The organism is Hyphomicrobium sp., assembly GCF_035687085.1.
Lineage (GTDB): Bacteria > Pseudomonadota > Alphaproteobacteria > Rhizobiales > Hyphomicrobiaceae > Hyphomicrobium_B.
The window spans coordinates 156,193-181,490 of sequence record NZ_DASRYS010000013.1 but is presented as its reverse complement, the minus strand read 5'-3'; the positions used below and the strand labels follow the sequence as shown (position 1 = coordinate 181,490).

At 62.2% G+C, this 25,298-nt stretch carries 19 protein-coding genes; 11 read left to right on the top strand and 8 right to left on the bottom strand.

From position 1 onward, the window contains the following. Positions 1-37: 37 nt before the first annotated feature. The gene (gene tyrS / locus VFG26_RS11590; protein WP_325025411.1) at positions 38-1,297 is read right to left on the bottom strand and encodes a tyrosine--tRNA ligase; all 1,260 of its coding nucleotides are present in this window, start codon (positions 1,295-1,297) and stop codon (positions 38-40) included. 87 nt (positions 1,298-1,384) lie between these two features. Here tyrS and VFG26_RS11585 point away from each other — a divergent pair, with 87 nt between their 5' ends. Beyond that, positions 1,385-2,506, top strand: a complete 1,122-nt coding sequence (locus VFG26_RS11585; protein WP_325025409.1) for an anhydro-N-acetylmuramic acid kinase — start codon at positions 1,385-1,387, stop codon at positions 2,504-2,506. Positions 2,507-2,546: 40 nt separating this feature from the next. On the opposite strand, the gene VFG26_RS11580 is transcribed toward VFG26_RS11585, so the two are convergent. Further along, entirely contained in the window at positions 2,547-3,326 is a 780-nt protein-coding gene (locus VFG26_RS11580; RefSeq protein ID WP_325025407.1) for an alpha/beta hydrolase, read from the bottom strand. A gap of 278 nt (positions 3,327-3,604) precedes the next feature. Here VFG26_RS11580 and VFG26_RS11575 point away from each other — a divergent pair, with 278 nt between their 5' ends. The 7 genes from VFG26_RS11575 to VFG26_RS11545 all read left to right on the top strand — a co-directional run bounded on the left by VFG26_RS11575 (position 3,605) and on the right by VFG26_RS11545 (position 11,047). Next, the gene (locus VFG26_RS11575; RefSeq protein WP_325025405.1) at positions 3,605-5,176 is read left to right on the top strand and encodes an aminotransferase class V-fold PLP-dependent enzyme; all 1,572 of its coding nucleotides are present in this window, start codon (positions 3,605-3,607) and stop codon (positions 5,174-5,176) included. 57 nt (positions 5,177-5,233) lie between these two features. After that, positions 5,234-6,703 (top strand): Fe-S cluster assembly protein SufB, encoded by a 1,470-nt coding sequence (gene sufB / locus VFG26_RS11570; protein WP_325025403.1) that lies wholly within the window; start codon positions 5,234-5,236, stop codon positions 6,701-6,703. A gap of 35 nt (positions 6,704-6,738) precedes the next feature. Continuing rightward, positions 6,739-7,494: a Fe-S cluster assembly ATPase SufC gene (gene sufC, locus VFG26_RS11565; protein ID WP_325025401.1), complete on the top strand. Its 756-nt coding sequence runs from the start codon at positions 6,739-6,741 to the stop codon at positions 7,492-7,494. 2 nt (positions 7,495-7,496) lie between these two features. After that, on the top strand, positions 7,497-8,834 hold the full coding sequence (sufD, locus tag VFG26_RS11560) for a Fe-S cluster assembly protein SufD (RefSeq protein WP_325025399.1): 1,338 nt from the start codon (positions 7,497-7,499) through the stop codon (positions 8,832-8,834). Positions 8,835-8,840: 6 nt separating this feature from the next. Beyond that, entirely contained in the window at positions 8,841-10,124 is a 1,284-nt protein-coding gene (locus tag VFG26_RS11555) for a cysteine desulfurase (RefSeq protein WP_325025397.1), read from the top strand. An 11-nt stretch (positions 10,125-10,135) separates the two neighbouring features. After that, positions 10,136-10,582 carry an SUF system Fe-S cluster assembly protein gene (locus VFG26_RS11550; RefSeq protein ID WP_414653284.1) on the top strand — a complete coding sequence of 149 codons (447 nt, stop codon included), beginning with the start codon at positions 10,136-10,138 and terminating at the stop codon, positions 10,580-10,582. Between the two features lie 105 nt (positions 10,583-10,687). Further along, entirely contained in the window at positions 10,688-11,047 is a 360-nt protein-coding gene (locus VFG26_RS11545) for an iron-sulfur cluster assembly accessory protein (RefSeq protein ID WP_325026092.1), read from the top strand. A 78-nt stretch (positions 11,048-11,125) separates the two neighbouring features. On the opposite strand, the gene VFG26_RS11540 is transcribed toward VFG26_RS11545, so the two are convergent. Together VFG26_RS11540 and VFG26_RS11535 are read right to left on the bottom strand one after the other, a co-directional pair. Beyond that, a complete protein-coding gene (locus tag VFG26_RS11540; protein WP_325025395.1) occupies positions 11,126-11,404 on the bottom strand; it encodes a hypothetical protein in 279 nt (92 codons plus the stop codon). 218 nt (positions 11,405-11,622) lie between these two features. Then, the gene (locus tag VFG26_RS11535; protein ID WP_325025393.1) at positions 11,623-13,422 is read right to left on the bottom strand and encodes a DEAD/DEAH box helicase; all 1,800 of its coding nucleotides are present in this window, start codon (positions 13,420-13,422) and stop codon (positions 11,623-11,625) included. Positions 13,423-14,099: 677 nt separating this feature from the next. On the opposite strand from VFG26_RS11535, the gene VFG26_RS11530 reads away from it, so the two are divergent. After that, positions 14,100-15,515 carry a fatty acid desaturase family protein gene (locus VFG26_RS11530; protein WP_325025391.1) on the top strand — a complete coding sequence of 472 codons (1,416 nt, stop codon included), beginning with the start codon at positions 14,100-14,102 and terminating at the stop codon, positions 15,513-15,515. Between the two features lie 97 nt (positions 15,516-15,612). On the opposite strand, the gene parE is transcribed toward VFG26_RS11530, so the two are convergent. Together parE and panC are read right to left on the bottom strand one after the other, a co-directional pair. Continuing rightward, on the bottom strand, positions 15,613-17,619 hold the full coding sequence (parE, locus tag VFG26_RS11525) for a DNA topoisomerase IV subunit B (RefSeq protein WP_414653283.1): 2,007 nt from the start codon (positions 17,617-17,619) through the stop codon (positions 15,613-15,615). 171 nt (positions 17,620-17,790) lie between these two features. Continuing rightward, complete coding sequence (gene panC / locus VFG26_RS11520; protein ID WP_325025389.1) at positions 17,791-18,645, bottom strand: pantoate--beta-alanine ligase; 855 nt, start codon at positions 18,643-18,645, stop codon at positions 17,791-17,793. 170 nt (positions 18,646-18,815) lie between these two features. On the opposite strand from panC, the gene putA reads away from it, so the two are divergent. Continuing rightward, a complete protein-coding gene (putA, locus tag VFG26_RS11515; RefSeq protein ID WP_414653297.1) occupies positions 18,816-21,998 on the top strand; it encodes a bifunctional proline dehydrogenase/L-glutamate gamma-semialdehyde dehydrogenase PutA in 3,183 nt (1,060 codons plus the stop codon). A gap of 53 nt (positions 21,999-22,051) precedes the next feature. Here putA and VFG26_RS11510 read toward each other — a convergent pair whose 3' ends face one another. Together VFG26_RS11510 and VFG26_RS11505 are read right to left on the bottom strand one after the other, a co-directional pair. Continuing rightward, positions 22,052-22,417, bottom strand: coding sequence for a cupin domain-containing protein (locus VFG26_RS11510; RefSeq protein WP_325025385.1), 366 nt, complete (start codon positions 22,415-22,417; stop codon positions 22,052-22,054). A 54-nt stretch (positions 22,418-22,471) separates the two neighbouring features. Further along, a complete protein-coding gene (locus VFG26_RS11505; RefSeq protein ID WP_325025382.1) occupies positions 22,472-24,259 on the bottom strand; it encodes a serine hydrolase in 1,788 nt (595 codons plus the stop codon). A 680-nt stretch (positions 24,260-24,939) separates the two neighbouring features. On the opposite strand from VFG26_RS11505, the gene clpS reads away from it, so the two are divergent. Next, entirely contained in the window at positions 24,940-25,296 is a 357-nt protein-coding gene (gene clpS, locus VFG26_RS11500; RefSeq protein WP_325026089.1) for an ATP-dependent Clp protease adapter ClpS, read from the top strand. Positions 25,297-25,298: the final 2 nt, after the last annotated feature.

Genomic DNA, 25,298 nt, shown 5'->3' with positions numbered 1-25,298 from the left:
CCGGCCGGGCATAAGGCCCCGCCGGTCGCCTCCATGATCAGACCGGTTTCAGAAGAACGTGCTTCTTCTTGCCGAGCGACAGCTTGATGACGCCGTTGGCATCGGCGTCGGCTTTGCTAAGCGTCGCCTTATCGTTCGTCACGGCTTGATCGTTGACCTTGAGGCCGCCGCCCTGCACTTGCCGCCGAGCCTCGCTGTTGGAGGCTACGAGCCCCGCTTTTACGAAGGCCGCCAGCACGCCGAGCCCGGCTTCAAGATCGTTGCTTGGAATTTCGACCGTCGGCAGATCGGCAGCAAGCGTTCCCTGCTCGAACGTCTTGCGAGCGGTCTCGGCTGCGGCTTCGGCCTTCTCACGGCCATGGAGAAGGGCTGTCGCCTCTGTCGCCAGAACCTTCTTGGCTTCGTTGATTTCGGAGCCCGACAAGCTTGCGAGTTTCGCAATTTCGTCCAGCGGCAGGAACGTGAAGAGCTTGAGGAAGCGGCCAACGTCGGCGTCTTCGGTGTTGCGCCAGAACTGCCAGTAATCGTAGGCGGAAAGCTGGGCCTCGTTCAGCCATACGGCGCCGGCCGCCGTCTTGCCCATCTTGGCGCCCGACGCCGTCGTCAGCAGCGGGCACGTCAATGCGTAAAGCTGTTCCTTGACGCCCATGCGGCGGCCGAGGTCGATGCCGGTGACGATGTTCCCCCACTGGTCCGAGCCGCCCATCTGCAAGTTGCAGCCATAGCGGCGGTTTAGTTCCACGAAGTCGTAGGCCTGCAGCAGCATGTAGTTGAATTCGATGAACGACAGTTCCTGGTCGCGCTCGAGCCGCAGCTTCGCGCTGTCCATCGTCAGCATGCGATTGACGGAGAAGTGACGTCCGACATCGCGCAGGAATTCGATGTAGTTCAATGGCGCGAGCCATTCGGCGTTGTCGACCATCAAGGCATCCGTCCGGCGTTCGCCGAAACGGAGGAATTTCGAGAAGACCTGCTTGATGCTGTCCTTGTTGGCTTCGATCTCCTCGACGGAGCGCATGACGCGCGTCTCGTCCTTGCCGGAGGGGTCGCCGATGCGCGTCGTGCCGCCGCCCATGAGCGCGATCGGCCGGCCGGCGCCGGATGATTGCAGCCACCGCAGCATCATGATCGACAGCAAGTGTCCGATATGGAGCGATGGCGCGGTGCAATCGTAGCCGACGTAGGCGACGATGCGGTTCTCGCACGCGAGCCTGTCGAGGCCTTCGATATCCGAGCCCTGGTGAATGAAGCCACGCTCGGTCATAATCTGGAGAAATTCGGATTTCGGTGTCGTCATCGCAGTTCTTGGCTTCCGCTTGGGTGGCCGCGGACATCACGTTGAGCCGTACCGCGGGCGGGCGGCACCATGCACGGGAAGGTGCTTATGAGCAAGTTGATGCGGGCGATTGGCCTCATGAGCGGCACATCGCTCGACGGCATCGACGCCGCGTTTCTGGAAACGGACGGGGAAGACATCGTCATCCGGGGCCCGGCGCGCACCTATCCTTACGACGATGGCATGCGGCGCCTGCTTCTGACGGCGATCGCCGATGCTGGCGGCCTTATATCGCGGGCTGAGCGTCCGCACGCGCTAGCCGAGGCCGAGCAGGCCTTAACCGAATATCATGCCCGTGCCGTTGCCCAGTATTTGGCGGATGTGGAGATTGACCCGGCCGCGATCGACGTCATCGGGTTTCACGGCCAGACCGTGCTCCATAGGCCGGAGGCGCGGCTCACCGTGCAATTGGGGCGCGGAGATTTGCTCGCGCATATGACGGGCTGTCCGGTCGTCTACGATCTGCGCGCGGCCGATGTCGCGGCGGGCGGGCAGGGCGCGCCGCTCGTTCCCGTTTATCATCGGGCGCTGACGGCCAAGCTGCCGCATCGGCCGGTCGCCGTCGTCAATATCGGCGGGGTTGCGAACGTCACCTGGATCGGCCGGGACGGCTCGCTGATTGCGTTCGATACGGGGCCGGGCAACGCAATGCTGGACGATTGGATGGCGCGGAAGACCGGCGCCTATCTCGATGCCGGTGGCGCGACGGCGGCTCAAGGCCTGGCCGATGAGGAGATCGTCCGGCGTTTCCTCAGCCACGCCTACTTCAACGCGCCGCCGCCGAAATCGCTCGACCGGAATATGTTCTCGTCTGACCTCATCGAGAATCTTTCCGCGGAAGACGGTGCGGCGACGCTTGCGGCGTTCACGGCGCGCGCGATCGCCAAGGCGCGCGAGCATATGCCTGTCGAGCCGGAGCTTTGGATTGTTGCGGGTGGGGGCCGGAAAAACCGCGCCATCATGCGCATGCTGGCCGAGCAGGTTCACAACGCGGTCGTGCCCGCGGAGACGGTGGAATTCGACGGCGATGCAATGGAGGCGGAAGCGTGGGCCTATCTGGCGGTCCGCTCCATTCGCGAACTGCCGATCACGTATCCGGGGACGACGGGCGTTCCGGCGCCGATGAGCGGCGGGGTGCATGCCGGCCCCACCGCGTATTTCGTTCGCTGAAGGCTTGTTCGCGAGCGCCGGCCAGCGGCGCGCCGCGAGATTATTCCTCTTCGCTGTCGTCCTCGCTGGCGGCGGCTGCCGCCGGGGCCTGCGATTCCATGCGCTCGAGTTCACGCTGGCGCTGACGTTCGCGCTCACGTTCCCGCTCGCGCTCCTTGTTGCGTTCGCGATCCTGCTCGAACTGGATCATGCGGTCGTCGAGGTACGAACCGACGATATCGGCCATTTCTTCGGTCTTGTTCTCGAAGAAGTGGTTGGCGCCCGGCACGACTTCGTGCGTGATCTTGATTCCCTTCTGGACCTTCACCTTCGCCGCCATTTCAACGACGGATGCCGTCGGCACGACGCGGTCCATGTCGCCGTTGATGATCAGGCCCGACGAGGGGCAGGGCGCAAGGAATGAGAAGTCATAAAGGTTGGACGGCGGCGCGACGCAGATGAAGCCATCGACTTCCGGGCGGCGCATCAGAAGCTGCATGGCAATCCAGGTGCCGAACGACACGCCGGCGATCCAGCACGTCTTGGCATCGGGCTTGACCTGCTGCAGCCAGTCGAGCGCGGATGCTGCGTCCGCGAGTTCGCCCGGTCCGCCGTCCCAGACGCCTTGGCTGCGGCCGACGCCGCGGAAGTTGAACCTCAGGACCGAAAAACCACGGGCCGCGAACGTATGGTAAAGAGAGTAGACCACCTGGTTGTTCATCGTGCCCCCGAACTGGGGGTGCGGATGCAGGATCAGCGCGATGGGGCTGTCGCTATTGCTCTCGTGGTGGTACCGGGCTTCCAGGCGACCGCCTGGGCCGTTGATAATGAGTTCGGGCATCGGAAACTACTCGGTCTTTCGGTAAATTGGCTTCAGGGCAGCAACGGAGGGCAATGGTGGATGGCCTCCGGGTGATCAAATCCTTGTGGGCTGAATCTCAATCCTTGACTCCGGCGCTCAGGATTTCCATAACTTTAGAACCGTTCGAAATGTAAGGTCCTGGCTCGTTTACAAGAGGCGTGGGATCAGGGCGGCTCTCTTAGCACAGTCCGGGGTGCCGGGCGCAAGGTTTGGATTCCGTCGCCACTTGAGGCGGCGATAGTCCGGAGATCGAAGACGTGGAATTGACGACCAAAGGCCGGTACGCGGTCATGGCCATGGCGGATCTCGCCGGTCATGCCGATGAAGGTGCCATCGCGCTGTCGGTCGTCGCTGAGCGGCAGAACCTGCCGCTGGCCTATTTAGAGCAGATTTTCGTTCCCTTACGCCGCGCCGGCCTCGTCGAGAGCGCGCGTGGCCGCTCTGGCGGCTACCGCCTTGCCAAGCCTGCCGCGGACATCTCGATCGCCGCGGTGATGGCCGCGGTTGAGGAAGACACGCGCTTCACCCGCTGCTCGCACAACGATCCGCGCTGCTCAGCCGCAACGCCATGCGTCACGCACTGGCTTTGGACGGCGCTGGGCGAATCGATGGGGCAGTTCCTGACGTCGGTGAACCTTTCCGACGTGATTGCGGGCGGGCGGTATTCGTCGGCTCCGGCGTTCGCGGCCGCAGCTGGCCGGATGACTGGCAAGCGGACCTATCTCGATTACAACGCCACGGCGCCGCTGAGGCCCGAGGCCAAGGCTGAGATGATTGCTGCGCTCGATGTCCCGGGTAATCCATCATCGGTGCATGCCGAAGGGCGCCGCGCGCGCTCCGTTGTCGAAAGCGCGCGCGAAAGCGTCGCGCGGCTGATCGGCGCCAAGCCGTCCGAAATCGTTTTCACGAGCGGTGCGACGGAAGCCAACAACTGGGCCATCGCGCAGCCGTGGGCGACGATTCTGACGAGCGGAACGGAGCACGATTCCATTCTCGCACCCGCTCGTGCGGCACGTGCCGAAGTCATCATGCTGCCGCTCGATCGGAACGGCGTGATCGACGTGCAGGAATTCACGGCGAGCATTTTGAGCCGCGAATTCGCGGGTTCTTCGCTGCTCGCGCTGCAGTTCGCCAATAACGAGACGGGCGTCGTTCAGCCGGTTGCGGAAATTGCAGCGCTTGCGCGTGAACGCGGCATCGCGGTGCATACCGACGCGGTTCAGGCCGCTGGACGCATGCCGATCGATTTTGCGGCGCTTGGTGTGGAGACGCTCGCGCTCTCCGCGCACAAGCTCGGCGGCCCGAAAGGTGTTGGCGCCTTGGTCATTCGTGACCATATAGACCTTGTGCCTTCGATTAGGGGCGGCGGACAGGAAAGACGGCGGCGCGCCGGCACAGAAAACGTCGCTGCCATCGCTGGTTTTGGTGCTGCTGCCGAAGCAGCGCTCCGCGATCTGGAAGCGGTTGCGGCCATCCAGGCGCTGCGGGATGAACTCGAGGCGGGCATCAAACGTATCAGCCCTGAAGCCGTGATCATCGGCGAAGGCGCGCAGCGTCTCGCCAATACGACGGCGGTAGCGTTGCCCGGCAAGCTCGCTGAAACGCTCGTCATCCGGCTCGATCTGGCTTGCATTGCGGTGAGCGCTGGGTCGGCTTGTTCGTCCGGCAAGGTCGGCGCGAGCCACGTTCTCGAAGCGATGGGGTTGGGTCACGATATTGCGGCTGGCACGATCCGCGTCAGCCTTGGACCCACGACGACGAAAGACGATATCGCGGCGTTTCTCACCGCGTGGACAGGAATTGCAGGAGCGCCCGCGCTCGCTGCTTGAGTGATGAATTTGGTTGTTAGGGCCGCCGGTTGGCGGCGTTGAAAGAGAGACGAGGAAATGGCTGCTGTTCAGGAGACGATCGATCAAGTCCGTAAGATCGATGTCGACCAGTACAAGTACGGTTTCGAGACGCTGATCGATAGTGTTCGGGCGCCGAAGGGCCTCGATGAATCGACCGTGCGCTTCATCTCGGCCAAGAAGGGCGAGCCGGAGTGGCTGTTGAATTGGCGCCTTGAAGCGTTCACGCGCTGGAAGGCGATGACCGAGCCCACTTGGGCGAAGGTCCACTATCCCAAAATCGATTTTCAGGATCTCTATTACTACTCGGCGCCGAAATCGACCGAGGGTCCAAAGAGCCTTGATGAAGTCGATCCGGAGCTGCTCGAGACCTATAAAAAGCTTGGCATCCCGCTCAAAGAGCAGGAGATCCTCGCCGGCGTGAAGAGCTCGAACGTGGCCGTCGATGCCGTGTTCGACAGCGTCTCCGTCGTCACGACGTTCAAGGACGAGCTGAAGAAGGCGGGCGTGATCTTCTGCTCAATCTCGGAAGCCGTCCGCGAGCATCCCGAACTCGTGAAGAAGTATCTCGGCTCGGTCGTGCCGCAGTCTGACAACTACTACGCGGCGCTGAACTCGGCTGTGTTCTCGGATGGCTCGTTCGTCTACGTGCCGGAAGGCGTGCGCTGCCCGATGGAGCTTTCGACCTACTTCCGCATCAACGCGAAGCAGACAGGGCAGTTCGAGCGCACGCTGATCATCGCTGATCGCGGTGCTTACGTCTCGTACCTCGAAGGCTGCACCGCGCCGATGCGCGATGAGAACCAGCTGCACGCGGCTGTCGTGGAACTCGTGGCGCTCGATGATGCCGAGATCAAATACTCGACGGTCCAGAACTGGTATCCGGGCGACAGCGAAGGCAAGGGTGGCATCTATAACTTCGTGACGAAGCGCGGCGACTGCCGTGGCCATCACTCGAAGATCTCGTGGACGCAGGTCGAGACGGGTTCCGCCATCACGTGGAAGTACCCGAGCTGCATTCTGCGCGGCGACTATTCGCGCGGCGAGTTCTACTCGATTGCGGTTTCGAACGGCTATCAGCAGGTCGACAGCGGCACGAAGATGATCCATCTCGGCAAGAACTCGTCGAGCCGCATCATCTCGAAGGGTATCGCTGCGGGGTTCTCGCAGAACACCTATCGCGGTCTCGTATCCGCGCACCGCAAGGCGACGGGCGTCCGGAACTTCACGAACTGCGACTCGTTGCTGATTGGTGACAAGTGCGGCGCGCACACCGTGCCCTACATCGAAGCCAAGAACTCAAGCGCGCATTTCGAGCACGAGGCAACGACGTCCAAGATCTCGGACGACATGCTGTTCTACTGCCGCCAGCGCGGACTCTCGGCGGAAGAGGCTGTGGCGCTCGTCGTCAACGGTTTCGTTCGCGATGTTCTGCAGCAGCTGCCGATGGAGTTCATGGCCGAATCCCAGAAGCTCATCGGCATCTCGCTCGAAGGCTCGGTCGGCTAATCAATTCGCGAATTCACATACAAAGGTTACGCAAGATGCTTGAGATCAAGAACCTGCACGTAAAGCTCGAAGACGAGGACCGGGAGATCCTCAAAGGGCTTTCGCTGACGGTGCCGAAAGGCGAAGTGCACGCCATCATGGGCCCCAACGGCTCGGGCAAGTCGACGCTCGCCTACGTGCTCGCAGGGCGCGATGGCTATGAAGTCACCGACGGCGACATTCTGTGGAACGGCGAGTCCATCATCGAGATGGAGCCCGATGAGCGCGCAGCAAAGGGCGTGTTTCTCGCATTCCAGTATCCGATGGAAATTCCGGGCGTCGCGGGCCTCACGTTCCTGCGCACCGCGCTCAACGCCGTCCGCAAGCAGCGGGGCGAAGAAGAGCTGACGACGCCGGTGTTCCTGAAGCTTGCGAAGGAGAAGGGCGCGAAGCTCAACATCGACATCGATATGTTGAAGCGTCCGGTCAACGTCGGATTCTCGGGTGGCGAAAAGAAACGCTCGGAAATTTTGCAGATGGGCCTTCTCGAGCCGACGCTGTGCGTGCTTGACGAGACGGACTCGGGCCTCGACATCGACGCGCTGAGGATCGTCTCTGAGGGCGTCAACGCGCTTCGCTCGCCCGATCGCGCCTTCCTCGTCATCACGCACTATCAGCGTCTGTTGAACTACATCGTGCCGGACAAGGTTCACGTCTTGGCGGACGGGCGCATTCAGAAGACGGGCGGAAAAGAACTCGCGCTTGAACTCGAGAAATCCGGATACGCGGAATATACGAACAAGGCAGCGTGAATATGAACGTAGCAGTCATGAAGACGAAGGCGGAGCAGGCCATCTCGGAGAGTTTCGAGGCGGCCGCCGCAAAGCTTCCGGGCAACGCCGCGGTGAAGGAACGCCGCGCGCAGGCGATCGGTGCGTTCAGCGGGCTCGGTCTTCCGCACCGCCGGATCGAAGAGTGGAAGTACACCGATCTGCGCGCCAACCTGAAGGACGTGCTTCCGGCCGCGGTTGAAGACAAGACGCCTCTGACGATCGCCGAGCTTCTCGTCGCTCTCGGACCGCTTGCTCACGTCGATGCGCATCGCATCGTATTCGTGAACGGGCACCATCGCGCGGATTTGAGCGACGTCTCGGAAGCCGCTGGAATGTCGGTTTCGACCATGGCTCTGGCGCTGTCGACCGCGTCGGATGAGAGCGTTGCCAGCCTCGCTTCGACGCCTGAAGGCGGTGATGCTGTCGAAGTTCTCAACACAGCTTTCATGACGGACGGCGCGATCGTTGACATCGCTGCCGGTGCTTCCGTCGCCAAGCCGCTGCTCATGGTTTTCGTGCGCGCCGGGTCGGAAGCAAACACTGTCACCGTCCGCAACCTGATCACCGCTGCGGAAGGTTCGAACGCAACTGTCATCGAAGCCAATGTCGTGCTGCCCGGCGCGGTGCGCGACGCGCACCTCAACACGCTGACCGAGGTTTCGGTCGGAAAAGGCGCGACGCTCAATCACGTCAAAGCGGCGGTCGATGAGGGCCGCTCGCTGCATTTGTCGAATTGGGACGTGAAGCTCGCAGCTGATGCGAACTATCGCGGTTTCCAGTTCTCGTCGGGCCTCGGCTTTGCGCGGCACGGCACGAACGTCCTTTACGAAGGCGAGGGCGGCAAGCTCGACCTTTCGGGCGCGTTTCTCGCGCGCAATTCGGAGCACGTGGACACGACGCTCGTCGTCGACCACGCGGTGCCGCATTGCGAGAGCCGCGAGCTCTTCAAGGGCGTTCTCGACGATCATGGCCGTGGCGTGTTCCAGGGCAAGATCATCGTGCGGCCCGACGCGCAGAAGACGGACGGCAAGCAGATGGCGCAGGCGCTGATGCTTTCGGAAGATGCCGAGTTCGATTCAAAGCCCGAGCTCGAGATCTACGCCGACGACGTCGTTTGCGGTCACGGCACGACAAGTGCGCAGCTCGACGAGGATCTTCTGTTCTATTGCCGCTCGCGCGGTATTCCCGAAAAGGAAGCGCGCGCGTTGATGATCGAATCGTTCATTGGTGAGGCGCTCGACAAGGTTGAGCACGAAGGCCTGCGAGAGGCGCTTGCATCGTACGCGATGCAGTGGCTCGGCCGCTCGCCGCGCGGATAGGAATACATGGGACGCGAAACGTCGATCGATGTAGCAAGAAGCACGGCATCGCAGGCGGGCCTGACCGGCGCGCCCTACGATGTCGAGCGCATTCGTGCGGATTTTCCGATCCTCTTTCGCGAGGTGAACGACCGTCCGCTCGTCTATCTCGATAACGGGGCCTCGGCGCAGAAGCCGCTCTCCGTCATCGAGGCGATGGATCATGCGTATCGCTTCGAATACGCGAACGTGCATCGCGGGCTGCACTACCTGTCGAACACCGCGACGGAGCATTATGAGCAGGCGCGCGAGACCGTGCGCCGGTTCCTCAATGCCGAGCATCAGGACGAGATCATTTTCACGCGCAACGCGACGGGGGCCATCAATCTCGTCGCGCGTTCGTTCGGCGAACCGCGGGTCGGTGAAGGGGACGAAATCCTCGTCACCATCATGGAGCATCACGCCAACATCGTGCCGTGGCACTTCCTGCGCGAGCGCAAAGGCGCCGTTCTGAAGTGGGCGCCGATGACGGATGCCGGCGAGCTGATGATCGACAAGCTCGACAGCTTGATCACGAAGCGGACGAAGCTCGTCGCCGTCACGCACATGTCGAACGTGCTCGGCACGATCAATCCGGTGAAGGAGATCATCCGCATCGCGCACGCGAAAGGCGTGCCCGTGCTCGTCGACGGCAGTCAGTCGGCCGTGCATATGGGCGTCGACGTTCGCGATCTCGATGCCGATTTCTACGTGTTCACGGGGCACAAGACTTACGGCCCATCGGGCATCGGCGTGCTCTATGCGAAGCGAGAGCATCTTGCCGCCATGCCGCCTTATGAGGGTGGCGGCGACATGATCGAGAGCGTGACGCTCGACAACGTCACCTACAACGATCCGCCGCACCGGTTTGAAGCCGGTACGCCGCCGATCGTCGAAGCGGTGGGTCTCAGCGCTGCGCTCAACTACATGATGCAGGTCGGCCGCGAGAAGATCTCACGCTACGAAGCGGAGCTTGGCGCTTACGCGGCGGAGCGGCTCGCCGAGCTGCCGTGGCTGAAGCTTTACGGAACGGCGCCCGGCAAAGGTGCGATTTTCTCGTTCACGATCGACGGCCTGCATCCGCATGACGTCTCGACCATTATCGACCGGTCGGGCGTTGCGATCCGGGCGGGGCACCACTGCGCGCAGCCGCTGATGGAGCGCCTTGGCGTTTCAGCAACCTGCCGCGCATCGTTTGCGTTGTACAACACCAAAGCCGAGGCTGATGCGCTCATTACCGCGCTCACCAAGGCGCATGATCTTTTCGCTTAAGGAGCTTCCGCATGGACGGGAAGCAGATTGAAGACCGGGCGGCCGTGAGGCAGGCGGTGGAAGCTCTCGATTCGCCCGAGCCCGCGTCGGAACTTGCGACGATGGATGAAGCCAAGACCCCTTCGTCCGGTTCGGCACTGCCGCCGGAAGAGGTCGAGCGGCTGACGAACGATATCGTCGCCGCGCTGAAGACGGTTTACGACCCCGAGATCCCGGCTGACATCTACGAGCTGGGGCTCATCTACAAGGTTGAGATCGACGACGACCGCAATGTCGCGATCGACATGACCTTGACGGCGCCCGGCTGCCCTGTGGCCGGCGAAATGCCGATCTGGGTCGAGAATGCCGTCAACGCGGTTCCGGGTGTCGCCCAGACGAAGGTTGCCATCGTGTTTGATCCGCCTTGGGATCAAAGCCGCATGTCGGACGAGGCGCGCCTCGCTGTCGGCATGTTTTGATGACACCCTCGCTTTTGGCAGCTGAATCCCCATATATTGGCTCTGCTGCCACCACTCGGATTTACGGAGGCTCGCGTGCCCTCGCTTAGAATGATGCCCAAGGTCATGACCCTGACGGACGCTGCCGCGTCCCGTGTTTCGACGCTCATTGCGCAGAAGCCCGGCGTCAAAGCGCTGAAGATCGGGGTGAAGAAGGGCGGCTGCGCGGGCATGGAATACACCATGACGTGGGCCAACGAGATCGGGAAGTTCGACGAAGTGGTCGAAGACAAGGGCGCGGTCGTTCTGATCGACCCGGCAGCGATCATGTATCTGCTCGGCACCGAGATGGACTACAAGACGGACAAGCTCTCCTCGCAGTTCGTATTCAACAACCCGAACCAGAAGAGTGCCTGTGGTTGCGGAGAGAGCGTCAATCTCGAGCCCGCGACGCCTGCTGGCGGCCTGGTTCCGGCCGACCACTGACCTTCTAAATCAGCGACGCCGCCGCACGTGGATGGATCATCACGTGCTTAGCGGCGTCTGAACTAGTTCTATCGGAACCTAGTATTTCCCGGGCTGATATTCATGCCGGCCGAGATGGCTTGCGGGCTGATACGGGCTCTCCTGCTCACGGTAGATATAGCGGGTGTGGTGGCGTTCGGCCCTCATCGACACGTCCTCCGGTGACGCGCCGTTGTGCTGCTCCTGATAGAAATCCCAGTTCTGCGGATCACCATTCGCATATCCGAGATAGCTGGCGCTCGCGGGGAGGCTCAACCCTCCTGCGAGGGCCATCACCGTTGCGCCTGCCAAAACCATGCCTTTTGTGGAAAGCACCATGGTGCTCCTCCTTTGCTTGAGTGACCTGTGAAGCTTGCGTCTTCCGACACGTCGCACAGGTATTCATTGCGAGGAGTGAGCCCAAGATAGTGCGGACGGTTGATCCGCTGGCTTAAGCCGAAACGCATCTGCATAAGCGAACGCCGCTCTGTTTGGAAAACAAAGCGGCGTTTGGTGTCGATCTCAGCGCTCGTCTGCTGATGTGGTCAGTTGCGGCGTTAACCGCGGCCGGGGACCTTCATCGGCCGCGACGGCTTGCGCATGAAGGCCGGCACGTTTTCGGCGAAGCCCAAGCGTTCCTCGCCCTTGTGGGGCTGCTGCTTGCCGCGTGAAGCTTCCTTTGCCGGTTCCCGCCGCTCGGAGCGCTCGTGGCGGGGACGGGGCGCGGGTGCTGGCTCGTCCGTCCACGAATCGGGCGCCGGAGCCGGGCGCGAACGCTGTGGCCGCCGTGCCTGCTCGGGTTGCCGCTCGGATCGCGTCTGCTTCGGCCGTGCCTGCTCGTGTTCGGCATGGCTCGCCCGTGGGTGATCCGTGCCCGGAAACTCAACGTGCGGCTGCTCGGCGTGCTGTGGATGCGGCGCGCGCTCGGGGCGCTGTGCACGTGGACGCTCCTGACGGGGGCGCTCGCCATGCTCAGCGTGCGGCTGACCGGGATGAGCGGCCCTGGGCTCCAGCTGGCGCTGCTTCGGCTTGGGCTGAGGAGCGGTCTGCTCAACAGGTTGCACCGAGGCTTCGGACGAACGGGCGCGATGCTCGGGGGCACCACGGCCGCCGCTACGGCTAGAACCCTGCTGAGCACCGCGTGACTTGTCCGCGCCTGCGCTTGCCCCACGTCCACCACGACCGCGGCGGCGTTTACCGGCGCCGGCAATGTCCTCTTCGGTTGGCGGCTCACCAAGCCAAACGGGTGTTTCGCTGGTGATTTTCTCGATGTCCTTGACGAACTTCAAGTCGTCGGGGCTTACGAGAGAAATGGCGTGGCCTTCGTGACCGGCGCGGCCCGTACGCCCGATGCGATGAACGTAATCATCGGCGGCCCACGGCAGGTCGAAATTGAAGACGTGCGACACTTCCGGGATATCCAGGCCACGCGCGGCGACGTCGGACGCAGCGAGCAGCATGATTTCACCGGCACGGAACTTGTCGAGCGTTTCCGTCCGGCTTCCCTGATCCATGTCGCCATGAAGCGCGCCGGCGTTGAAGCCGTGCTTTGTCAGCGACTTGTGGAGTACGGCGACGTCGCGTTTGCGATTGCAGAAGATGATCGCGTTCTTGACGTTGTTGCCGCGGATCAGCTCGCGCAGCACTTCACGCTTCGCCCAGTCTTCGCCATTCGGACAGTACACGAAGTTCTGCGTAATGGTCTTCGCCGTTGTCGCCGGCTTGGCGACTTCGATCCGTTCCGGATTGTTCAGGAACTGATTGACGAGGCGCGTGATCTCCGGCGGCATGGTCGCCGAGAAGAACAGCGTCTGGCGCCGCGGCGGCAGAAGTTTGCAGATTTTCTCAATGTCCGGGATGAAGCCCATGTCGAGCATGCGGTCGGCTTCGTCGATGACGAGAATTTCGACACCCATCAGCATGACGCGGCCGCGGCCGAAATGATCGAGCAACCGGCCAGGGGTGGCTATGAGAACGTCGACGCCGCGGTCGAGCTTCTTGACCTGATCGTCCATCGACACGCCGCCGATGAGCAGGGCGACCTGCAGCTTGTGATTGACGCCGTATTTTTCGAAGCTTTGTGCGACCTGGGCAGCGAGTTCGCGCGTCGGCGCCAGGATCAGCGAACGGGGCATTCGTGCCCGCGCGCGGCCCGTCTCCAGGCGCGCGATCATCGGAAGGACGAACGAGGCCGTTTTTCCGGTGCCCGTCTGGGCGATGCCGAGCACGTCTCTGCCGGTTACGGCAACCGGGATGGCGGCGGCTTGAATCGGAGTGGGGTTGACGTAACCCGCAGCCGTAATGGCTGCTTGGACCTTGGGTGATAGCCCGAGGTCAGCGAACGTCTTGGTTTCCAAAAGTCAGTATCTCCATCTGCACAGCTCGGATGGTCCGGCGCACCAGGCGTCCAGACAAGTCTTTCGAGAGCGCAGGGGCGGGTGCCGAAAGGACCTAAGCCGAATAGGAGTGCGGGATCAAAGGATTTAAAAAAAGCGCAAATAAATCCCCTGCGCTCCGGCACGTTCGGGTGCTCGCATACATCCTGGCCGAGCGCAAGGAAAACTCGCCAGTTCAGGCCTTTGCGACCGCGAGGTTGTGTCACAGGGCCATTCCTTGGCCGTATTCGCCGCGAATCGGGACCTCCCCCGTCGAATAGCCTGCCCCAGAATGCGGCTGGATTGTCTGGATCCCCCCAACGGTTAATCCAGCTCGCAGGGCCGTCCCGGCCGGGCCGGTCATCCTTGCTGACAATGCGATGCTCAGATTGCAGCTCATTTTTTACGCTGTACTCGGATCAATTTGCATCTCCCGGCGGATCGGCGAAAATCTGCAACGGTCGAAGTGCAAAATGTCCGCCTGATAATCTAACGGGCCGTCATTTGTGATAAGTTGGAATCGAGTTCCCGCCCGATATCAACGTCGTAGGCTATGCGGCGAAGCCTGATGCGTACATCGGATGGCCGAGTTGTGACCCCTGTTCGTGGGTCCCAGGTAATTGCAAATCGTAGCTCCGTTGATTCGCAAGGATCGCTAGATGACTGTGGATGCTGGTTCTGCTTTGAGTGGCTCGGGGCTTTCCGCACGTGAGATCGTGGGTACACCCGACAAGGGGGCCGATCGCCCACGAGGCGTCCGCCGTGGCGACGCCATCCGGGAACTCAAAAAGCGCGACAACTTCACGAATTTTGGCCCGATAGCGTTCGTCTACCTCGTCATCGTAGCGGCAATCTCGCTGACGATCCTCAGCTATGGCCTTGTTGCAGAAGTGGGCCTCGGCTGGTGGTGGAATATTCCGATGACGCTGTTATGCATCGCTGTGGTCGGCGCTTCGCAGCACCAGTTCGGCGGGGTTATTCACGAGGGTACGCACTTCATCTTGTTCGAGAACAAGACGCTGAATGAGCTGGCTTCCGATTGGCTGGCGGCGTTTCCGATTTTCACGTCAACCTTCCATTTCCGCCTGCACCATCTGGCGCATCATCAGTTCATCAACGATCCCGTCCGCGATCCCGATTGTGCGCAGCTGCATGACAGCGGGCATGATCTGGATTTTCCGATCACGCACGTTGAAATGCTTCGGGCGTTGGCGAAGCAGCTGTGGTTGCCAAACCTCTTTCGATACGTGATGGCGAGGGCCCGTTACAGCGCGCTCGGCGCTGTCAACAATCCGTATGTGGACAATCAGCGCCGGGGCGAGAAGCTGCCGACGGTCGCCATCATTCTCTATGCGATCGTGGCCTCGGCCGTGACCGTTCCGCTGCTGCAGACGGGACACGGATACTGGGCGCTCGGGGCACTCGCGGCGGTGACGGCAGCGACGATCGCGTATTTCTATTTTCTCGACGAAGAGAAGCTTCCCCATGCGCATGTCGATGCGGTGATTTCGCATCGCATCACCAACATCAGCCGCGTCGGCTATCTGGCCATCGTCTATTTCGCGCTGACCGGCATCGAACTTGCCGGCTGGGGGCCGGCTTGGATGTATTTCGGTCTGCTCTGGATGGTGCCGCTCTTCACGACGTTCCCGCTCTTCATGATCATGCGGCAGTGGGTGCAGCACGGAAACGGCGACCGCGGCCGATACACGAATACGCGGGTATTCCTGGTCAATCCGTTCATCAGGTACGCGGTGTTCCCGTTCGGCATGGATTACCATCTCCCGCATCACATCTACGCGTCGGTGCCGCACTACAAGCTGAAGGGCCTGCATGAACTGCTTCTGCAGGAGCCGGAGTACCGGGAGAAAGGCATCGTCGTCGAAGGCTACTTCAACTCGCCTTATGGCGACGTCGAGGGCCGCAATCCGACGGTCATCGAGGTTCTTGGTGAGAAGTATGCGCCGAAGGGCGACAGCGAGGTTTACGTCGACACCAATACGCTCGAGTACGCCAAGGTGCGGGATCCGGAGGCTATTGCGCGAGAGAATGCGGCGTCGGCTCGCGGCGAATAATCTGCATCGGACATGGATATAAGAAAGGGAGCGCCGGGCGCTCCCTTTTCATTTGGCTTGGCGGCTTCCCTAAGGGAGCACCGGCCGATCGGCTGGACTAGATGTCCAGATCCTTCGCGAATGCGGCGTGTTCCTGGATAAAGCGGAAGCGCGCTTCCGGCTTGGAGCCCATGAGCGCGTTGACGACCTCGCCCAATCCCTCGCGCTGGCCCTCGCCGATACCGACGCGCATCAGCATGCGGCGCGTCTTGTCCATGGTCGTCTCTTTGAGATCCTTGAAGTCCATCTCGCCGAGGCCTTTGAAGCGCGTCACCTTCGGCTTCTTGCCCTTGAAATGCGTTGCGATGAGTTCATCGCGATGGGCTTCAGTGCGCGCGTAGACGACGTCGCTCTTGTCCGAGATCTTGTAGAGCGGGGGGACGGCGAGGAAGAGATGGCCGTTCTCGATGAGCTCGGGCGTCTCCTGATAGAAGAACGTGATCAGCAGCGAGGCGATGTGCGCGCCGTCCACGTCGGCATCGGTCATGATGATCACGCGCTCGTAGCGCAGATCTTCGTCGCGATACCTGGAGCCGGTGCCGACGCCGAGCGCCTGAATGAGGTCGGCGAGCAGCTGGTTCTGCGAAAGCTTCGCGGAGGAGGCATTCGCAACGTTCAGGATCTTGCCGCGCAGCGGAAGCACAGCCTGGGTTTCGCGATCGCGCGCACTCTTGGCGCTGCCGCCGGCGGAGTCGCCTTCGACGATGAAGATTTCGGTGCCTGCCGCCTGCTGGATCGAGCAGTCGGCGAGCTTGCCGGGCAAGCGCAGTTTGCGCGTGGCTGACTGGCGCCCGACTTCCTTTTCGCGGCGGCGTTTCAGGCGTTCTTCGGACTGATCGATCGTCCATTCCAGAAGCTTGGTCGCCTGCTGCGGGCTGTCCGCGAGCCAATGGTCGAAGGCGTCGCGAACGGCCGTCTCGACGATTTTCGTCGCTTCGGCGGATGCGAGCTTGTCCTTCGTCTGGCCCTGGAATTCCGGCTCGCGGATGAATACCGACAGCATGGAGGCCGCCGTTCCCATCACGTCTTCCGACGTGATCTGGATGGCCTTCTTGGCGCCGACGAGTTCGCCGTAGGCCCTGAGGCCCTTATAAAGCGCCTGGCGCAAGCCGTTCTCGTGCGTGCCGCCTTCGGGCGTCGGGATGGTGTTGCAGTAGGAGGACGAGAAGCCGTCCTCGTTGGCGATCCAGGCGACGGCCCATTCGACGGAGCCGTGTCCGGCGTCCTTCTCGACGCGGCCGGAGAAGATGTCCTTCGTCACGCGCGTCTGGCCTTCGATGGAGGCCGTCAGGTAGTCGCTCAAGCCCCCGGGGAAGTGGAAGGTCGCCTCTGCCGGCGTGTCGTCCTTGATGAGTTCCGGCGCGCACTTCCAGCGGATTTCGACGCCGCCGAATAGGTAGGCTTTCGAGCGCGCCATCTTCATCAGGCGGGCAGGCTTGAACGCGCAGCCCTTGCCGAAGATCTGCTCGTCCGGCTTGAAGCGCACCTTCGTGCCGCGCCGGTTCATGATCGAGCCCATCTTCTCGAGCTTGGTCTGCGGCTCGCCGCGTGAGAAGACCATGCGATAGAGCTGCTGGTCGCGCGCGACCTGAACTTCCAGCGTCTCCGACAGGGCGTTGACGACGGAAACGCCGACACCGTGCAGACCGCCCGAGGTGTTGTAGGCCTTGGAATCGAACTTGCCGCCGGCGTGCAGGACCGTCAGCACGACTTCGAGCGCGCTCTTGTTCTTGAATTTGGGATGGGGGCCTACGGGAATGCCGCGGCCGTTGTCGGTGACCGTCAGAAAGCCGTCGGTCGAGAGTTCGACCTCGATCCAGGTGGCGTGGCCGGCGACGGCCTCGTCCATCGAGTTATCGATCACCTCGGCGAAGAGGTGGTGCATGGCCTTCTCGTCGGTGCCGCCGATGTACATGCCAGGGCGGCGCCGGACCGGCTCCAGCCCTTCGAGCACCTCGATCTGCTGCTCATTGTAAGCAGTCTCGACAGGCTTTCTTGCGCGCGACGATTTTTCGGTCATTTCGCTTTCGAATTCCGGAAAGAGGTCTGTTTGCGATCGGCTCATGTGCAGCTCCTCTTCGCGCTGGGGCGTGACCATGCCTTCGGAAAGAAGCAGCGGACACGCACGACAGCCAGGGCCGCTGAAGCGAATCTTGAGCGTTTCTTATAGCCCGAGCCGCTGCCCTGCCACCATCGCGTTTGCGGCTTGTGGCGGCGCGGCAACTCGGCAAGCGCCTTAGACTGCGACGTTATCGATCAAACGCGTCTTGCCGAGCCAAACGGCGGCGAGCACGCGCAGGTCCCGCCCGTCCGCCTCATTATCGGGTTGAGCCAGCGTCTGGGCGTCGCGAACTTCGAGGTAATCGATTTTCTGGAACCCTGCGGCGGTCAGCTTGCGCTTGGCCTTGGTAACGCCCGAGCGCACGTCGGCGCCGTTCGCCACGTCCTTGGCGAGCGCGGAAATAACCGCGTGCAGGGTAGGGGCAATCTTGCGTTCGTCCTCACTCAGATAGGCATTGCGCGAAGAAAGCGCCAGGCCATCCTTGTCCCGCTTGGTCGGGCCGCCGATCAGCTTCAACGGGATGTCGAGATCGCGTACGACCTGTCGCAGCACCGCGAGCTGCTGGTAGTCCTTTTCGCCGAAGATCGCGATGTCGGGCGTCACCTGGTTGAAGAGCTTGGTGCAGACGGTTGCCACGCCATCGAAATGGAAGGGGCGGAATTCGCCTTCGAGTTCCTTGGCGGCGCTCCCGGCGCGGACGCTGGCGGAAAAACCGTCCGGGTACATCTCTTCGACGCTTGGGGCCCAGACGAGATCGGCATGGACTGCGGTCAGCTTTGCCAGATCGCCGGCCTCATCGCGAGGATAACGCGACAGATCCTCCTTCGGCCCGAACTGGGTCGGGTTCACAAAGATCGAAACGACGGCCTTGTCGGCCTTCTTCTTCGCAAGCTTGACGAGGGCGAGGTGGCCGGCGTGAAGGGCGCCCATGGTGGGCACCAGGGCAATGCTCTCGCCGCGCTGCCGCCATTTCGACGTGGCTTTCCGGAGATCGCGAAGGTTGCGAACGACTTTGATGCTTTCGGACAAAGTTCGGACCCCGATTGGAATTTGGCCGGCAATGGTGGAGGGGATTACCGGCTGCCCGGCAAGTGGACAAGGGGCTTCTATTCGTTCAACGCCTAAGTGCTCAGGCCGCAATCTGGTAATATCGCCGCCTGGGCGAATCGTGGATGAATGACTTCATCAGCGGGAAAATCATGGTCGCGACATTACGGCGCGAGGATAGCGTGACACAGCGGGGCCTCCCCCCGAGGGACGAGTTCGCCGCCCAGTATCTCATGGACGAGCCGCGGCTCGTTGGTGCGCTGATCGAACGCGCGCTCTTCACCGAAGACGAGCGGCGGCAGACGGCGGATGTCGCACGCCGCCTCGTGCACGCGGTGCGCGCCGACAAGTCGAAGCATGCCGGCGTCGATGCCTTCATGCACGAGTATGGATTGGCGACCGACGAAGGCGTCATCCTGATGTGCCTCGCGGAGGCGCTGCTGCGCATTCCGGATGCTGAGACAGCGAACGCCTTCATCGCGGATAAGATTTCCGGCGGCGCTTGGGAAAAGCACCGAGGCCATTCCGATAGCCTCTTCGTCAACGCCTCGACGTGGGGCCTGATGCTGACGGGCCGCATCATGCGGCTCAGGGAAGCCAAGGGCGCGAACCCCTTCCAGGCGATGAAACGGCTTGTGGCACGCTCGGGCGAGGGGACGATCCGGCTCGCGATCCGTCAGGCCGTGCGATTGCTCGGCGAGCAGTTCGTGCTCGGATCGACGATCGAGGCCGCGCTGTCGCGCTCGCGCGCCTTTCGGGAAAAGGGCTACCGGTTCTCCTACGACATGCTGGGAGAGACGGCCCGTTCGCAGCAGGACGCGGAGCGCTATTTCCAGCGCTACATGATGGCGATCGACGCGGTGGGCGCCGATGCCGGGCCGCTGTTCACACCGCATGCGGATGCGATTTTCGAGCGGCCATCGATTTCGGTGAAGCTGTCGGCGCTGCACCCGCGGTTCGAGCCCGGCAAGGAAAACCGTCTGCGGGCCGAACTTGCGCCGCTGCTGCTGACGCTCGCCCGCGCGGCGCGCGCGAAGGGCCTGGGTCTGACGATCGATGCCGAAGAGCAGGACCGGCTCGACATCACAGCCGACCTCTTCGGCGAAACGCTGATCAACCCGCATCTCGAAGGCTGGAATGGCTTAGGCATTGCCGTACAGGCCTATGGCAAGCGGGCCATTCCGATGCTTCGCTGGTTGCGCCGTCTCAGCGAGAAGACCGGCAAACGTATTCCCGTGCGTCTCGTCAAAGGGGCGTACTGGGACAGCGAGATCAAGTGGGCGCAGGAGCGTGGGCTGGACGATTATCCGGTGTTCTCACGCAAGCTGCACACGGATGTTTCCTATCTCGCGGCGATGCGCCTGCTGATCTCCGATCCGGAGGCTTTCTATCCTCAGTTCGCCACGCACAACGCGCATACCATCGCAGCCGCTTCCATTGCGGGCGGCGCGGTCGAATTCGAATATCAGCGTCTGCACGGCATGGGCGAAGCGCTCTACGAGCAGGTCGTGGGCGAAGGCAAGTTTGGGCGGGCGTGCCGGATCTATGCGCCGGTCGGCGGGCATGAGGATCTGCTTGGCTACCTCGTGCGGCGCTTGCTGGAAAACGGCGCCAACACCTCGTTCGTCAACCGGCTCGGCGATGAGGAAATGTCCATTTCCGAGATCATCGCGGATCCGGTGGAGATTGCGGATCGGGAATTCACATCGAGCGAGCGCGTCAAGCTGATCACGCGGCCGCGTGATATTTACCTGCCCGAGCGCAAGAACAGCGCTGGCTTGGCCTTGATGCAAACGGGCGTCCGCGAGGGCCTGCAGGCCGACATCGCGAAGGTTCTGAAGTCCCCGTTTGCTGCCGGGCCGATCGTCAACGGCATGATTACGGCGGGCGGCGAGTCCGCGGCGGTCTCGTTGTCGCCGCATGATCATCGCGACAGGATCGGCACGGTGCGGCTGGCCACGCCGCAGCATCTCGAAGATGCGATTGCGTCGGCCGTGAACGGCGCGCCCGGCTGGGAGCGAACGGATGCGTCGGAACGTGCGCGCATTTTGGAAGCAGCGGCCGATCTCTTCGAGCGGGATCGTGCGGTTCTGATGGCAGCGCTCATTCGCGAAGCCGGCAAGACACTGGAAGCGGCGCATTCGGAGGTGCGCGAGGCGGTCGACTATCTGCGCTACTACGCGGTTGAGGCGCGGCGGCTCTTCTCCACTCCCGTCCTACTCAAAGGTCCGACGGGGGAGGAAAATACGCTCACCCTCCGAGGCCGCGGCGTGTTCGGCTGCATCTCGCCGTGGAATTTTCCAGTCGCGATCTTCGTCGGGCAGGTGGCTGCCGCGCTCGCGGCTGGAAACGCCGTCGTTGCCAAGCCCGCCGAGCAGACGCCGATCTCTGGCTTTCTTGCGGTGAAGCTGTTGCACGAGGCGGGCGTACCGCCGGATGCGCTGCATCTCGTGACGGGTGGCGGCAAGCTGGGCGAGGCCATCGTCAAGGACACGCGCATTCAGGGCGTGGCTTTCACCGGCTCGAATGAGACCGCCTGGGCCATCCAGCGAGCCCTTGCCGATCGCCGCGGCGCCATCGTGCCGTTCATCGCGGAGACGGGCGGCATCAACGCAATGATCGCGGACTCCTCGGCGCTGCCGGAGCAGGTCGTGCGCGACGCCGTGCGCTCGGCGTTCGACAGCGCTGGGCAGCGATGCTCGGCCGCTCGTGTGCTTTTCGTTCAGGACGATAACGCGCCGCGCATTCGCTCGATGCTGGCGGGTGCCATCGAAGCGCTCGATGTCGGCGATCCCTTCGATTACGCGACCGACATCGGGCCGATGATTGACGAAGCGGCGCAGGATGCTCTGGAAAGCCACAAGGTCCGTATGCAACGCGAAGGGCGCGAGATCGTCGACCTTCCGATGCCTGAGGCCTGCCGCGCCGGGACCTACGTCACGCCGGCGCTTTACGAGATCGACAGGCTGAGCAAGCTCGACCATGAGGTGTTCGGGCCAGTGCTGCATATGATCCGCTATGAGCGCGGAAATCTGGAGAAGGTCGTCGCCGCGCTCAATGCGACGGGGTACGGCCTGACGCTCGGGCTGCACAGCCGCATCGAGAGCGTGGCCGACTACGTCGCTGAGCATGCCCGGGTCGGGAATCTCTACGTCAATCGCAATCAGATCGGCGCGGTCGTCGGCGTGCAGCCGTTCGGAGGCGAAGGGCTTTCCGGCTCGGGTCCGAAGGCTGGGGGGCCGAACTATCTGACTCGGTTTGCGACCGAGCGCGTGCGGGCGACCGACATTACCGCGACGGGCGGCAATTACACGCTCCTGAGCGGGAAGGGGTAGAGTCTCTGTTGGCGCTTCCGACTGCTTCGCAGCCGGCCGGAAGCGCGAATTGATTACTCGTAAAACGCGTAAAATTTCTTGGCGGGCTCAACGATTTCCCAGGTGCCGGTGAAGCCAGACGGCGACAGGAAGGCATCGCCTGCGCGGAAGGTCGCCTCCGAGCCGTCATCGCCGCGGACGATAATCACGCCTTCGAGCAGGTGGCAGAATTCGCTTTCTGTGAAGACGACGCGCCAGGTCCCGCGTTCGGCCTTCCAGATGCCGCTGTTGAAGCGGCCGTCGGCGCTTTGAAACAGGTTTTGCGCGGACTGTACCGGATCGCCAGAGATGATGCGCTCGCTCGGCGGGCGGTAGACGTTGGGAGCGGGCAACTCGCCTTGGAAAACGACAAGCTTGGGAAAATCGGGTTTGACCGTCACGGTGAGCCTTCAAGGTGGTTAGTGCGATAGGCGAGCCTACCGGTAGCCCGGCTGTCAGTCGCTCGCCATCACGAAGCAATCGACCGACTGCTTGCGAAGCGCGTCGCAGGTGGACGTCGCGCGGTTCGCATCGAAGCCGGTGAAGCGGGCGCGATAGACCTGCCGTCCGTCCTTCATGGCCGGATTCGTGACTGTGGGCACGCCCGCCAGAAGCTGACCGGCGCGGCCTTGCACATTCGTCAGGGCGCGCTGGGCGTCGTTGATCGAGACATAGGCGCCAATCTGTACGGCATAGCGGCCGGAGGGCTTGCGCTGCTTGCTGGTCTTCGCGGGCGCGGCAACGGAGGGGCTATGGGTGGAGGTGAGATGCAGGGCGGCTGCCTGAGCGCCGAGCGTTGACGGCGGCGTTCCGCGGACCACCGGAGCGGGATGGGAAGCGTCGGTGCTCGCTATACTGTTCAGCTTAGCTGGAGCGCGTAACTCCCGCGTGTCATCCGCGGTGGAGCTTGCCGTAACGTCGGGGCTAGAAAACGCGACCTGCTGGAGGCCCGGCGACGGGACCGCATAGGGCGAACTTCCCGTGCCGTCGGACGCTCCGAGGTTCGCCGGAGCGAAGGGGCGAATGACGACATCGTCGGAGGCCGCCTCTTCAGCAGGAGCAACGTGTTCAGCAGAGATTTCGGCCAAGCGAGCCCGATCCCATTTCGACGGCATGCTAAGCGATGGCGGCGGCGCGCGATCTGGAGCGCTGTCGGGCGCACCGTTTGTTGCTTCCATATCCGTCGTTTCATCTGGAGACGCGGGAGCGGCTGCCTTCGTCATGATAGGGACGGGGCGGACCTTGAAAATGCGGACCGGCGTCTCGGGGTCAGCTGCGGAATTTTTTGCAGGCTCAGGCGCGCTGGCTTGACGAGGCGTTGCAACGGCTTTGGTCTCTGCAACCTGAAGAGGCTTCGGCCTGGCGGCCGGCCGTTCGGCTGACTTCTGCTCGCCCTTTGCCTTCACCAGCTGCGTGGGCTTGCGGGTTTTGACTGAGGAGGCGCGCGATGCCATGCGCGTCAGAAGAACGCGCATCTCGGTGTTTCGCTCGGCCGCGGTGTTGCCGCCGAAGACGACGCCGATCAGGTGCTGATTGCCGCGGCGCCACGAGGTCACGAGATTGAAGCCCGAGGCGCGGGTGTAGCCAGTCTTGATGCCATCGATGCCGGAGAAGCTCTTCAGCATTGTGTTGTGGTTGCGATAGCTTTTGCCGCCGTACTTGAAGTTCTGCGTGGCAAAAAGGGGGTAATACTTCGGGAAATCGTCCTGCAGGCGCAGAGCCAGCGTCGCCATATCGCGGGCGGTCGTGACCTGGTCGGGGTTCGGAAGGCCGGAGGCATTTTCGAAATTGGTCTTCGCCATCCCGATCTCGCGGGCGCGCGCATTCATCAGGCGCACGAAATTGGCTTCGGTGCCGCCGATCTTCTCAGCAAGCGCCACGGCGATGTCATTCGCCGATTTCGTGATGAGAGCCATGACGGCGTCGGAGACCGATATCGTGGCGCCGGGCTTCAAATCGAGCTTGGATGGTGCGACACTTGCGGCGGCTTGCGAGATCGTCAGCCGGTCGGACATCTTCAGGCGCCCGGACTCGAGCGTCTCGAAGGTCATATAAAGCGTCATCATTTTGGTGAGAGATGCCGGGTGGCGAGGCGTGTCCCCGTCCTTCTGGTGGAGGACGGCGCCCGTATTGGCATCCAGGATCAGGGCTGCGTGACGTTCTTTCCCGGCGCTCGCGCTGCCGAGGAACACACCAAACACAACTACAAAAGCCGGCGCATAGGCCAACGCTCGTCGAAACAAGAGCAATTTCCCTCTGCCCGCTCAAATTGGAGCGGTTGATTTAACAAAGACTCTGCTTGTCTGCCTTTTCGGGCCCCCTGTGAGTAGCCCTGCAGACGAATTCCGAAAGCTGAGCACTGTTTTTAGGCACCTTTGGGGCACGGAATTTCCAGCACCCGCGATGCTTTGCCAAGCCTAAGTTGTGAGGACTTCATTAGGGTTAAGCGGCAGGGTAAAAATAGGCTAAACGGATGTCTCATTTTGCTCGCCAAGCCGGCGCGGCCGGGGCAATCTTGGAGGGGCCAATTTCAATGGGTCGCCGGCTTGAGAATCGAGGATTGCGGGACAGGCCGCCGTAGCGCTTCGTATGCCGCCCGTGGAAAGAAGCGCCGGCCCCGGAACCTGAAAGGACTTTCGTCATTCATCTGTTGGGAATGCCAAATGCGTCACACGGCTCGTTCTATTTTTTCGCTCGTCAGCGTGCCTATATTAAGAACTTGAATGACACGGGTGTTAGCTTGAACATCTGGAGCGAAAGACAAGTGCCCCTCTGGGGTCGCATTTGGAGGAGCGGGCGTCACCTTTCTGCCTCCCACATGCCCCCGTTGCGGGATAACGTTGGAAGATCCGATGGATTCGGGTTTTCCCCGAGGCACGCGATGACTACTGCGCAGAGTATCCGCTCATTGGCGGTCACGAGCATGGCCGCAGGCAACGACCCGCCCGACGGGCCGCGTCGCAATGATGGCGACGGCGACGGGGAGTCGAAAACTGGTATCGTCACAAAGACCCGTCCAAAAACGAAGAAGCCGAACCTATATAAGGTTCTTCTGCTGAACGACGACTTCACGCCGATGGAGTTCGTGGTTCTGGTGCTGCAACGCTTCTTCAACAAGGGACAGGAGGATGCCACGCGCATCATGCTTCATGTCCACCACAAAGGCGTCGGTATTTGTGGCGTCTATACGTATGAGGTCGCCGAAACAAAGGTGACCCAGGTCATGGACTTTTCGCGGCAACATGACCACCCTCTACAATGCACCATGGAGAAAGAGTAGGA